This window comes from Corallococcus sp. CA053C, assembly GCF_003611675.1.
Lineage (GTDB): Bacteria > Myxococcota > Myxococcia > Myxococcales > Myxococcaceae > Corallococcus.
Genome location: NZ_RAWA01000314.1, coordinates 1 through 11,725, shown reverse-complemented (window position 1 = coordinate 11,725; position 11,725 = coordinate 1). Strand labels below are relative to the sequence as shown.

General features: G+C 70.7%; 10 protein-coding genes. 2 read left to right on the top strand and 8 right to left on the bottom strand.

All coding sequences use genetic code 11. The features are described 5' to 3' along the window. Positions 1–356 precede the first annotated feature (356 nt). Positions 357–854 (top strand): YbhB/YbcL family Raf kinase inhibitor-like protein, encoded by a 498-nt coding sequence (locus tag D7V97_RS31305; protein WP_120614292.1) that lies wholly within the window; start codon positions 357–359, stop codon positions 852–854. Positions 855–879: 25 nt separating this feature from the next. Here the strand turns inward: D7V97_RS31305 and D7V97_RS31300 are convergent, their stop codons facing one another. The 7 genes from D7V97_RS31300 to D7V97_RS31270 all read right to left on the bottom strand — a co-directional run bounded on the left by D7V97_RS31300 (position 880) and on the right by D7V97_RS31270 (position 8,402). After that, the gene (locus D7V97_RS31300; RefSeq protein ID WP_120614291.1) at positions 880–1,473 is read right to left on the bottom strand and encodes a hypothetical protein; all 594 of its coding nucleotides are present in this window, start codon (positions 1,471–1,473) and stop codon (positions 880–882) included. 15 nt (positions 1,474–1,488) lie between these two features. Next, positions 1,489–2,319 carry a DUF692 family multinuclear iron-containing protein gene (locus D7V97_RS31295; RefSeq protein ID WP_120614290.1) on the bottom strand — a complete coding sequence of 277 codons (831 nt, stop codon included), beginning with the start codon at positions 2,317–2,319 and terminating at the stop codon, positions 1,489–1,491. Between the two features lie 18 nt (positions 2,320–2,337). Then, the gene (locus D7V97_RS31290) at positions 2,338–3,177 is read right to left on the bottom strand and encodes a class I SAM-dependent methyltransferase (protein ID WP_120614289.1); all 840 of its coding nucleotides are present in this window, start codon (positions 3,175–3,177) and stop codon (positions 2,338–2,340) included. A 33-nt stretch (positions 3,178–3,210) separates the two neighbouring features. After that, positions 3,211–5,340, bottom strand: coding sequence for a carbohydrate binding family 9 domain-containing protein (locus D7V97_RS31285; RefSeq protein ID WP_120614288.1), 2,130 nt, complete (start codon positions 5,338–5,340; stop codon positions 3,211–3,213). Continuing rightward, complete coding sequence (locus tag D7V97_RS31280) at positions 5,337–6,650, bottom strand: MFS transporter (protein ID WP_120614287.1); 1,314 nt, start codon at positions 6,648–6,650, stop codon at positions 5,337–5,339. The genes D7V97_RS31285 and D7V97_RS31280 overlap by 4 nt, the downstream gene beginning before the upstream one ends. Further along, positions 6,647–7,285, bottom strand: coding sequence for a hypothetical protein (locus D7V97_RS31275; protein WP_120614286.1), 639 nt, complete (start codon positions 7,283–7,285; stop codon positions 6,647–6,649). The genes D7V97_RS31280 and D7V97_RS31275 overlap by 4 nt, the downstream gene beginning before the upstream one ends. Positions 7,286–8,123: 838 nt before the next feature. Further along, positions 8,124–8,402 carry a PqqD family protein gene (locus D7V97_RS31270; protein ID WP_158623494.1) on the bottom strand — a complete coding sequence of 93 codons (279 nt, stop codon included), beginning with the start codon at positions 8,400–8,402 and terminating at the stop codon, positions 8,124–8,126. A 297-nt stretch (positions 8,403–8,699) separates the two neighbouring features. On the opposite strand from D7V97_RS31270, the gene D7V97_RS31265 reads away from it, so the two are divergent. Then, positions 8,700–11,366: an ATP-binding protein gene (locus D7V97_RS31265; protein ID WP_120614284.1), complete on the top strand. Its 2,667-nt coding sequence runs from the start codon at positions 8,700–8,702 to the stop codon at positions 11,364–11,366. A gap of 21 nt (positions 11,367–11,387) precedes the next feature. Here D7V97_RS31265 and D7V97_RS44870 read toward each other — a convergent pair. Beyond that, positions 11,388–11,725 (bottom strand): hypothetical protein (locus tag D7V97_RS44870; RefSeq protein ID WP_158623493.1); only part of this gene is annotated, 338 nt, incomplete at its 5' end.

Sequence of the window (11,725 nt, the reverse complement as noted above, 5' to 3'; positions counted from 1 at the left end):
GCCCATACCCGCGCGGGCGCCGCTTAGCACCGAATGCGCGGCGCGTGCAACCGCTACGGGGTCCGTGGGGGCCCCACCTTCCCCACGCCTCCAGGAAGGGTTGCGGCACCCGCAAGCGCAGCTACCACGGCCCGGCCCCCAGCGGGGTTTTCTCCTCGCGTTTCTCCTCGCGCTTCTCCTCGTGAGGACGCCCGGGGTCAGCAAGCGGGCCGGGGAGCGGCCGGTGGATCAGGAAGGCGCGTCCTCCGGGGGTGACGGGCGGCCGGGCGGCGCGCCCGTCGCCACTGCGCACGGGGGGAGGCCATCGCCAGCTTGCCGGGGGACACGTTTGCCGCTTTCGCTTCCAGGAGCCACCCATGCCGAAGCCGCTCGAGCTCACCTCGTCGCAGTTCCAGGACGGGATGCCCATCCCCATGGCCTACACCGGGGAGGGCGAGGACCACTCGCCCCCCCTCCACTGGGACAACATCCCCCCGGGAACCCGGAGTCTGGCCCTCATCGTGGAGGACCCGGACGCGCCGGACCCGGCCCACCCGCAGCGCACCTTCTGCCATTGGGTCCTCTACAACCTGCCGCCCAACGCCCAGAGCCTCCCGGACGGGGCCACCCCGGAGGTGATGCCGCCCGGAGTCCTCCAGGGGCTCAACGACTTCCAGCGGCAGGAGTACGGCGGGCCCATGCCGCCCGTCGGCAGCCACCGGTACTTCTTCCGGCTGTACGCCCTGGACACGGTCCTTCCGGACCTGGGCCGGCCCTCCCGCGCGGAGCTGCGCGAGGCCATGGACGGCCACATCCTGGGCGAGGCCCAGCTCATGGGCACCTACCAGAAGATACACCACCGCCGGAGTCACTGACGCCGGGTGCCCCCCGGAGCGTCCTTCAGGGGGCGGGCAGCTCGCGCAGCATCACCGCGGGCAGGCCCGGCACCTTGAGGTACTCCACGCGCGTGGGGCGTGGCTCCACCGGGGGCCAGCCCGGCGCGGCCAGCGCGGCGAGCAGCCCCAGCACCGGGAAGTCGAAGGTCTCCACGTGGGGGCCCGTGGCCGGCATGGGCAGCAGGCCCCACGCGAGCGCGATGCGCAGCCGCTCGCAACGCGCCACCTGGGGCACATAGGCCGGCAGGCCCGGGTCCGTGGCGGACTCCAGGAAGCGGCAGAAGGTGATGGCCTCCTCGCGGTTGAGCACCTCCGGCAGCACGTCCTGGAGGAAGCGCAGGCGCAGCGGGGCCAGCTCCGGCCGCTTCGCCTCGTCCACCCACGCCAGCTGCTCCCGCACGCGCTCGCTGCGGTGGTAGTCCATCATCCGCCCCGCGCGGTCCACCACGATGCGGTCCACCTGCCCCAGCGCCGTGCGCTCCCCCGGCGTCAGCGCGAGCGGCGCGAGCGCACGGCCCGCGTCGTGCGTCCACGCCTCGCGGAAGCGGGGGTCCACGTGCAGCCGCGCCAGCGCTTCCAGCGTCTCCGGGTAGCCCATGTCGTTCCGTCCCCTTCAGGCCGCGTTCGCGCCGCAGCGCTGGAGGATGGCCCGCGCGCGAGCGAGCTCCTCCACCAGTCGCGCGAAGGGCGGAAAGCCGCTGTCCATCTCGAAGTTCACCCCGCGCACCGGACAGCGCGGCGCCACGTACTCCAACAGTTGCCACACCTCCTCCGGCGACGGCGCCGAGTGGCTGTCCAGGCGCAGCCCCTCCATCGTCATGCCGCCCGCCAGGTGGATCTGCACCACCCGCTCCAGGGGCAGCCGGTCCAGGAAGGCATACGGGTCGAACCCGTGGTTGGCCGCGTTGCAGTACAGGTTGTGCAGGTCCAGGAGCAGCCCGCAGTCCGCGCCCTCCACCACCCGGCGCAGGAAGTCCGCCTCGTCCAGCGTGTTGAGCGGCGTGTGGAAGAGGTACGCGATGTTCTCCACCACGAAGGGCACGCCCAGGTCCGCCTGCGCCGCCTTCACGTTGCGCACGCAGGTGGCCACCGCTTCATCCGTCAGCGGCACCGGCGTGAGCGCGCGCAGGGGCAGGTCCCCCACGCGCGTGAAGCACAGGTGGTCCCCGTGCCACACGCTCTTCGTGCGCTGGGTGATGCGCTTCAGCCCCTCGCGGTAGCCGGGCGCGTCCACCCCGTCCGAGCCCACCGACAGCTCCAGGCTGTGGCCCACCAACGGGTAGCGCTTCGCGAGCAGGTCCAGGCGCTTCTCCGCGTCCGGCGTGAGCGGCAGGAAGTGCTCGGGCGTCAATTCCAGCCAGTCCACGCCGGGGTTGCCGCGCGCCAGATGCGGGTTCAGGTCCCAGCGGTAGCTGAGTCCCACGCCAAGGAAGGGGAGGCCCACGGTGCGTGCTCCTTCGCGTCAGGCGCGGCGGCGCGCCATCACCTGGAAGTGCTGGCCCAGGACGGCGAAGCCCTCGTGCGCCAGCTTCTCCTGCTGCGCCAAGATCTCCTCACGCGCGGACCACGCGTCCCACGGCTGCGCGGGCGTGGCCCCGCGGGAGGCGGCCATGGCGTTGAGCATGTCGAAGAACATCACCGGCTTGCCGAAGATCTCCAGCAGGTCCGCGCCCGCGTCCTCCACCGCCTGCTCCAGCTCGCGCACCGTGAACGCGTGCACCGGCAGGCCATAGGGACACGTCGTCTTGCCGTCCTGCAGCAGCTTGAACGCCTCCGCGTGCTTGCCCTGCTTCACGTAGTAGCTGAACGCCTCGTAGCGGTTGTCCACGCCCAGCACCACCGGCGCGCCCGGCTTCGCCACGCGCACCAGCTCCTTCACCGCCTGCGGGTACGCGTCCATGCAGTAGGACACCGGGTCGCCCTCACAGAAGACCAGGTCGAACGCCGCGTCCGGCAGGTCCAGCGCCGCCACGTTGCCCTCCACGAAGGCCACGCGGTCCAGCAGCCCCTTCGCGGTGAACTGCGCGCGGGCGCCGTCCAGCATGCCCGGGGAGATGTCCAGCACGGTGACGTGGTGGCCCGCTTCCGCGAAGCGCGTGCCGAACTTGCCCCCGCCCCCGCCCGCGTCCAGCACGCGCCACGACGTGCCGTCCTTCGGCAGCAGCGCCTCCACCGGCTTCCAGGTGAGGTGCTCGTAGGCGAGCCAGAACAGCTTGATGGCCGTCTGGTTGGGGGCCTGTTCGTACTTCGGGGACACCTCGTCGTAGCGGCGCTTGAGGCTGGCGGCGTCGGCGGTGCTCATGGGGGTGCGCTCACTTTCTGGCGAGTCAGGCTTTCAGAAGTTGAAGGAGATCTTCGACAGGAGCCGCCGCTCCTGGAAGCCGGCGAAGGGTTGATCCGTGTAGACGAGGAAGATGTCGCTCCACTGGCGGTAGTGCCAGCCAATCATCGCGTCCAGGAACGTGCCGCGCACGGCGCTGTAGTCCGCCAGCTCGTACACGTCGCCCTTCTGCAGCGTCAGGCGCGCGTAGAGGTCCGGGCTGAAGTGGTAGCGCAGCTGCGCGTAGCCGGAGAAGCTGTAGCCGTCACCGGACTTCCCGAAGAGCTGGCTGTTCTCCGGCACGTCGAAGTTGCGCGTGTAGAAGCCGCTGAACCGCGCGACGATGCGCTCGCCCACCTTGAGGTTGACGGCGCCGTTGAGGCCGCGCAGCTGCCCGCCCAGGAAGCGGCCGCCAATGGCCGTCAGCGTGTAGCTCTGCCAGTCGTGCGGGAACAGGGTGAAGCCGAACGTGCCCACGCGGTTCTTGAAGCCCTCGTTGTCGTCATAGACGCCGTCGAAGATGAGCGCGAAGTCGTGGTGCAGGTAGGGCTGCACGTTGAGGCGCTGGCGCCAGCGCGTGCGCTCGTGCTCGTGGTTGCGGCGCCACAGCGTGTCCCACGTCACGTCCAGCCGGGGCAGGAAGCGCCACTTGGGGAACGGGTTGAGGAACAGGTGCGAGTTGTAGCCCTGCTTGTCCACCACCGGCGTCCAGCCCAGCGGGTTCGCGTAGTTCTTCCCGATGTCCTCGAACTGCAGCCAGAACTCCGTCAGCGTGTCGAAGCGGTGCAGGCCCACGTGGTACGCGTCCGCGTCCTCGTTGCCCAGCGGGCTCCAGCTCCTGAGCGCCTGCGCCTGGATGAAGAACTCCTCGAAGAGGTGGAAGTTGCCGTCCACGCCCAGCGTCTGGAAGTCCGAGTCCCCGAAGACGCCACCCCGGCCGCTGCGGTTGAGCGCCACCAGGGAGATCATCGACCGCTTGCCAATGTCGTGCTGCAGGCGCAGCACGCCGGAGTTGACGTTCTCGTAGACGTCCTTGCCACCCACGCCCTTGCCGGTGAAGTCGCGGTGCTGGACGTCCATCATCGCGAAGTTCGTGTCGCCCACCTTGCCGGTGAGCTGCAACCCGCCCCACACCCGGTCATGCGGCCGGAGCGCGATGCGGCGCGAGGTGAAGATGTTGATGGGCGCGATGAAGAGGTGCTCGCTCTCCAGGAAGAACTGGCGGCGCTCCGGCAACAGCGGCGCTTCGGTGTCCAGCAGCAGGAAGCCCTGGTCCGCCTCCGCGTCGCTGAAGTCCGGGTTCGCCGTCAGCTTCAGGGACAGCCACGGCGCCGGGTCGATGCGCGCGTCCGCGCCCACGTTGGGCCGGAACGTGCCGCGGTCGTCGTTGTACTTGAGCGCCACCGTGCTGGCCACGTACGGGGTGACGCTGAAGATGGAGCGCGGGTTGATGTTCTTCAGGCCCTCCAGGTGCGGGTAGCGGCTCACCTTCGCGCTGTTGGCGCCGTCCGGCGTCCAGTTGCTCCACTCCTGGTTGCGCGACTGCTCGCGGTCCAGGAGCATGCCGAAGGACATCTCCTCCTTCTTGTCGAACTGGAAGTTCGCGAACGGGATGCGGACCTCTGAAATCCACCCGTCCTTCACCACGGTGGACTTCGTCTCCCACTCGCCGCGCCAGTTGGTGGAGAACGCCTCGCCGTCATCCACGATGCGCCCGTCGGTGCGCACGCCCAGCGGGTTCGTCCAGAAGTAGTACGCGTTGCGGTGGTCCAGGTACGTGTCCAGGATGATGGTGATGTTGTCTTCCTGGTGGAGGAACCCCTCGTTCTGCACCGTGTACCCGGCGATGCGCTCCGGCTTCGCGTCCAGGCAGTGGAACAGGAAGTAGAGGTTGTCCTTGTCGTAGAGGATGCGGACCTTGGTGTCGTCCGGCGCGGGACGGCCATAGTCCACGCGCGTCAGGTACCAGCCGCCAATCTCCGGCGCGGCCTGCCACGCGGCTTCGTCCCCCTTGCCGTCGATGGTGATGGTTTCGGTCGTCGGCGTCGCCGTGACCTTGTAGGTCGAATCGGCGAAACCCAGGGCGGGCACCAGCGCGAGCAACAACGCGGTGCCCCGGCGACATGCTTGGCGGAAGGGGCTCATCCGGGCTCCGAGGTAGGGGTGAGGGCGGCCACGGGGGCCGCGACGGGGGCGACGTCGGTGGACTCGCGCACCCTCGACACACAGGCGAGGGCCAGCACGAAGGCCGCCGAGGAGACAAGGAACGTGAAGCCGATGCCGGCCTTCTGCGCGATGAGGCCGTAGGTGAAGGGCGCGAGCACGCCGGCCAGCGCGCCGCTGGAGCCCAGCGCGCCCATGAAGCGGCCGCGCTCCGTGGGCGAGGGCACCTGCTCCACCACCAGCGCGGACGCGGAGGAGCGGTGCAGGCCGTCCGGCACCGCGAGCAGCATCCAGGCCACCACCAGCGAGCCCAGCACGTACCCGTGCGGCATCCACCCGGAGGCGCCGAGCACCGCCGACATCACCGCCATGCCACCGAGGCCCAACGAGATGAGGCCCACGCGCCGGGGCAGCCGGTCCGACAGCCGTCCGCCGAAGGGCTGCACGAAGGCGTAGACGAGCCAGGACACCGCCACCAGCGGGCCCACCATCTCCCGGGGCATGCCCGACTCCACCGCGTACAGCGGCAGGTAGGTGGGGAACAGCGCCAGCGCGAAGGTGAAGAAGAACTGCCAGAGGAACAGGCCGGACAGGTGCGGGTGGTCCTTCACGTAGGTGAAGGGGGACACGAGCCCCCGGAACGCCAGCGTCCAGCCCGCCTGCACCTTGCCGGGCGCCGCCGGGGCGCGCGGCGCCGCCCGCGAGTCGTCCAGCGACAGGAGCATCAGGCTGCCCACCAGGAACAGGCCGCCCGCGACGAAGAACGTGCCGCTCACCGACAGCGCGCGGATGACCCCGGAGGACGCGAACAGCGCCGCCACGAACACCAGGTTCGACGTGGCGTCCAGCATGGCGAAGATGGTGGCGCGCTGCTTCGTGGGCGCGAAGTCCGCCACCATCGCGTTGGACACCGGCGCCGCGCTGCGCGCCAGGAGCATCTTGAGGATCATCACCGCGGCGAGCGGCTTCGGGTCATCCACCAGCGCCACCGCGGGCACCATCAGCGACGTGACGAGCGACAGCCCCACCACGAAGGGCTTGCGCCCGTAGCGGTCCGACAGCGCGCCCAGCACCGGCTGCACGAAGATGGGGAGCAGCGAGCCCACGGTGTACAGCAGGCCAATCTCCTGGAACCCCAGGCCCCGCGCGCGCAGGTACAGCGGCATCACCGGGTTGAGCAGCCCCGCGGCCACCATGCCGACCAGGCCCGAGCCCAACATCACCCGCAGGTTGCCCAGCCCCTTCGTCAGCGCGTACATCTCCCGGATGGCGCGCACGCCCTGGCGGATCATTCCCCCTCCTGCTTCGTGGTGACGCCCACCGCGCCCTGGCGCGGCTCCAGGCCCAGCACCGCCGACACCGCCCGCGTGAGCGTGGGCACCGGCCGCACGTCCAGCGCCGTGAGGGGCGCCGCGTCGAACCCGCTGCCCTCGGGCACGTACACCGGCACGCGGCCGGCGTTCGGGAACACCTGCTTCACATAGGCCTGGGCCACGCCCAGCTTGCCCTGGAGGAACTCGCGCGGCGCGGGCGCGAGCCGCTCGCCGTGCTCGTCCAGCGCCACCCCCGTGCCCAGGAAGGGCGCCGGCAGCGGGCGGCCGCTCAAGAGCGCCACCCAGGCGACGAACAGCGGCAGCGACGCGCTCCGGCCATCCAGCGTCACGCCCCGCCCTCGCGGCGACACGTGCAGGTCCGTCTCTTCCCACGGCAGCGCGTAGTGCGCGCGCCCCAGCGCCGCCAGGTGCTGCGCATGGCGCTGCCACGCGGGCGTGAACGCGTTGCCCTTTGACAAGTCCACCCACAGCCGACCCTGGCCGGGATGCACGGAGACCTCCACGGGCACGACGCGAAAGAGCGCGTGGCCGGCGACGTCCGCCTGCGTGAAGAGCAGCAGCGGGGTGGAAGCGGGGGTTGAAGCAGGCGGCATGGCGGCGGGCGTCGGTGTGCGAAGAAGACAGCCAGGTGGAGGCGTACGGCCTCCACCCGGCTGAAAGGCACTACTCGGCGATCGTCGCGTCCTGGCGCACGATGACGGTCATGCCGCCACCACAGGTGCACTTGTCGGAAGCGGCGGAAACGCGAACGATCTGGGCGTTGGTGTACATGGTGAGACTCCTTGGTTTGGGGTGTGGGGTTTGAACAGACGACGTGACGGGCGGAGCTACTCCGCCAGCGTCGCGTTGTCCTGCAGCACGATGACGGTCATGCCGCCACCGCAGGTGCACTTGTCGGAAGCGGCGGAGACGCGGACGATCTGGGCGTTGGTGTACATGGTGTGTTGCTCCTTGGTTTGGGGTGTGGGGCTGCGGAACAGCGGGCTGCGGACTACTCCGCCTGCTGGAGCACGTCCGTGCTGATGGTCATGCCACCGCCACACGTGCACTTGTCGGAAGCGGCGGAGACGCGGACGATCTGGGCGTTGGTGTACATGGTGTTTCTCCTTGGGTGGACTGCTTCACTGACAGCCACTGCGATGAAGCGCGGCGGAGTGTGCACAGGGGGTCTGACATTCCCTGTCACCGCCCGTTTTCGCGCGTCATTCCATCCATGAAACACCGCGTCTCACGGATGGGTTCGCATGTGTCCCGGCTTCAAGACACACACGAAAGACGGAGCCTGGGCATGGCACGGCCCAACCCCTCTCATGAGGGGGCTCCACGAAGGTGATGAGGCTTCCTGCCGCGGACGGGGGTCTTCGCGGCGACTGCAAGGCCTGCAACGACAGCTTCGGACGGCGGCGGACGGCGGCGGCTGCTTTGAAGAACCTACAAGGACGGCGAGGGCTCGCAGAGCCCCAGCTCCTGGAACTGCTCCACGGTGCGCTGGACGTCGGCGCGGATGTCAGGCTCCTGGTCGACGGCGTTGAGGCCCTTCGCGAGCGACTGCACGGCGCCGTCGAGCGTCGTGCCGCTCTGGCACAGCTCGAAGATGCGCGCGGCCGTCTCGTTCACCCGGAAGACCTCGCCCCCTTCGGTATCCAGAAGGAAGAAGGCTCCGTCCTGCTGCTGGACGATGACACCGGAAGTCGCTCGGGGCAGACTCAAGACATCCCCCTGGGTAGCGCGAACATTGAGGGCTCTCAGGTAGACCCTGGAGCCCGGATCAATCCGCGTTTTTCTAAATCCATGGTTCTAAATGTTTCCACACGTACTGTCAATAGCACGCATACCTGGGGTACTCCGTGCACAGGGCTCCATTTGACGCAGGCTCACTGAAACACCGCGTCGTTGCATTGACGCATTGCGTACGCGGTGTGCGCTGGTGGTCGCTGCGACGTGGGGGTGGCTTCACCGGATGGGCCCCGGGGTGCCAACGTGATGCGGGTGAGAGGCACTGAGCGCATGAACCGTCGGGTGGGGACGGTTCCCGAGGAGCAGGGGGCGGCGTACCGCCTCTTCGACGACATGGCCCTGGGCGTGTTCGTGCTGCGCGACGGCCTGCTCGTGCACGCGAACGCGGCGCTGGCGCGGCTGCTGGGCGCGCCCCGCGAAGCCCTGCTGGGCCAGCCGGTGACGGCGCTCCTCGCGGAGCCGAAGGCCGGGGAGCCGGTGGACCGGCACGCGCGGCGGCTGGACTCGGCGCCGGTGGCGGGCACCTATGAGGCTTCGCTGCGCGGCGCGGTCCGCGACGTGCGCGTGGAGCTGACGGTGCACCCGCATGCCAGGGATTGGGTGGTGCAGGCGCGCGACGTGACGAACCGGGTCCGACGCCAGCATGCGCTGCGGCAGCTGGTGGAGCTGGGCAGCGCGGTGCGGTCGCTGGAGTCCGAGGCCGCGGTGCGCGAGGAGGTGTTCCGGGGGCTGGAGGCGCTGGAGCTGGGCTTCGCGTGGCTCGAGCCCCGGGGCGTGGGGGTGGAGCTGTGCATGGCGGCGCTGTCGCCCCGGCTGGTGCCGCATGCGCCGGCGCTGAGTGGACGCGTGAGCGCGGAGGTGCAGGGCGGCTGGGCCCCGGGGCTGGTGCGCACCTGGCGCGACGGGGCCGCGTGGTGGGAGGACCTGGGCGTGGAGGCGTCGCGGTTCGTGGCGGAGGCGCGCATGGACGCGGTGCTCGCGGTGTTCCAGCGCGTGGAGCCGCACCCCGCGGTGGGCGTGCGCATCGACGTGGAGAAGGCGCCTGTGGCCATGCTGGTGCTGGCGGCGGACTGGCTGGTCGAGGAGGACGTGGCCGCGGTGCGGCTGTTCGGTCAGCAGGTGTCCTCCGCGCTGGACGCGGCGCGCACCGTCCAGCGGCTGGCCGTGCGCGCGACGGCGCTCACCGCGCTGGGGCGGCTGGCATCCCAGGCGGCGTCCGCGCCGCACCCGCGCGCGTTCTTCGGTTCGGGCACGGAGGAGATCGCCGGGCTGCTGGCCTGCGACGCGGTGTGCCTGCTGCTGCCGGCGGAGACGCGCCCCGAGCCGGGCGAGCCGCTGGAGCTGGTGTACGCGCGCGGCCTGTCCGAGGACGCGGTGGCCCGGGTGCGCCGCGCGCGCCTGGGGTCGCTGCCCCGTCCGAGCGGTCCGCTGGACGCGGTGCACGTGCTGGACGCGGAGGCGTGTCCCGCGCCCACGCGCGACGCGCTGCGGGCCCTGGCGTTCCAGACGCTGGTGTCGGTGCCGCTGCGGGTGCGCTCGCGCGGCGTGGGCACGTTGAGCGTGCTGTTCCACGCGCGGCGGCAGCTCACCCCGTTGGAGCTGGAGACGCTCCATTCCATGGGCACGCACTTCGCGGCGGCCATTGAATCCCACCGGCTGCTGGACGAGGTGCGCGGGCGGGCGGAGGACCTGGCGCTGATGCACGAGGTGGGCAAGGCGCTGGCGGCCACGCTGGAGTTGGACCGGCTGCTGGCCACGGGCGTCACCAGCCTGGCGCGCATCGTGGACGTGCCGGACGCGTACGTGCTGCTGCCGGACTCGAAGGGCGAGCGCCTGGCGGTCCGCGCGGCGACGGGCAACCACCCGGAGCTGGTGGGGCGCGACCTGCCGTTGGACCTGTCGCATCACTCGCTCGCGGCGGAGGTGTTCCGCACGCGGCAGCCGCTGCGGGTGGAGGACGCGCGCGAGGACACGCGCCTGGACGACGGGCTGCGCCAGTCCACGGGCGGCCTGGCGTACATGGTGCTGCCGCTCGCGGTGCACGCGCAGATGGTGGGCGTGGCGGTGATGGTGGAGACGCGCCGCCCGCGCCGCTTCACGGCCGCGGAGCTGGAGCGGGCGGACGCCATCGCCAACCAGCTGTCGCTGGCGCTGGAGGGCGCGCGGCTGGTGGAGGACCTGAAGAAGAGCTACGGGGAGCTGGCGCGCGCGCAGGAGCAGCTGGTGCACCGCGAGCGGCTGGTCGCGCTGGGCGAGCTGTCCGCGGTGGTGGCCCACGAGGTGCGAAACCCGCTGGGCGCCATCTTCAACTCGGTGGCCACCATCCGCCGCATCATCGGCGCGGACAGCCCGGCGACGCCGCTGGTGAACATCGTGGGGGAGGAGGCGGAGCGGCTCAACAGCATCGTCGCGGACCTGCTCATGTTCGCCCGGCCCTCGTCGCCGCACCTGTCCGCCGCGTCGGTGACGCAATTGCTGGAGGACGCGGTGGGCAGCGCGCTCTCCGACACGGGGGGCAACCCGCCCCCGCCGGTGCGCGTGGAGTGGGTGATGGAGGAGGACGTGCCGAAGGTGAAGGTGGACGAGCGGATGATCCGTCAGGCCTTCCTCAACCTGGCGATCAACGCGGTGCAGTCCATGCCCCAGGGTGGCACGCTGCGGGTGGTGGCCCGGAGGGCGTGGATGGAGCGGCCCGGCGTGCAGGTGGAGATCTGCGACACCGGGCCGGGCATCCCGTTGGAGTTGCGCACGCGCGTCTTCGAGCCCTTCTTCACCACGAAGGCGCAGGGCACCGGGCTGGGGCTCGCGGTGGTGAAGCGCATCGTCGATTCGCACCTGGGCCAGCTGCTGCTGGAGGTGCCGGAGACGGGCGGCACCATCTTCCGGCTCTTCCTGCCGCTGGAGCCGTCCCTGCTGCCCGACACCGACCCGACGTGACGGGCTGCCGGGCAGCGGGGCTCAGGCGCCGGACGCGCCGAGGATGATCCACATCACGCCGAAGCCCAGGCCGCACGCCAGCGCCACCACGCCCAGCATGAACCAGAAGCGGTAGGGCGCCGGGACGGGCCACAGGCGCGGCAGCGAGAAGACCGCGACCTTCGCGGGCTTCTTCGGGTTCTTGCGCTTCGCGTTCGCGAGCTCGCGCTCACGGTCCTTCAGCTCCGCGGCCTTGAGCGCCGCGGAGATGTCCACGTTGTAGCCCGCGAGCGTGTCGTGCGTCTTGGTCCGCACCGGGATGGGGCGGGTGTCGGTGGGCCGCTCATCGACGACGGGGGCCTGACGGCGCGGGGCCTCCG

Coding starts and splice junctions, on each gene's coding strand:
- D7V97_RS31305 (WP_120614292.1), top strand. CDS start 357: ATGCCGAAGCCGCTCGAGCTCACCTCGTCGCAGTTCCAGGACGGGATG.
- D7V97_RS31300 (WP_120614291.1), bottom strand. CDS start 1,473: ATGGGCTACCCGGAGACGCTGGAAGCGCTGGCGCGGCTGCACGTGGAC.
- D7V97_RS31290 (WP_120614289.1), bottom strand. CDS start 3,177: ATGAGCACCGCCGACGCCGCCAGCCTCAAGCGCCGCTACGACGAGGTG.
- D7V97_RS31285 (WP_120614288.1), bottom strand. CDS start 5,340: ATGAGCCCCTTCCGCCAAGCATGTCGCCGGGGCACCGCGTTGTTGCTC.
- D7V97_RS31280 (WP_120614287.1), bottom strand. CDS start 6,650: ATGATCCGCCAGGGCGTGCGCGCCATCCGGGAGATGTACGCGCTGACG.
- D7V97_RS31275 (WP_120614286.1), bottom strand. CDS start 7,285: ATGCCGCCTGCTTCAACCCCCGCTTCCACCCCGCTGCTGCTCTTCACG.
- D7V97_RS31265 (WP_120614284.1), top strand. CDS start 8,700: ATGAACCGTCGGGTGGGGACGGTTCCCGAGGAGCAGGGGGCGGCGTAC.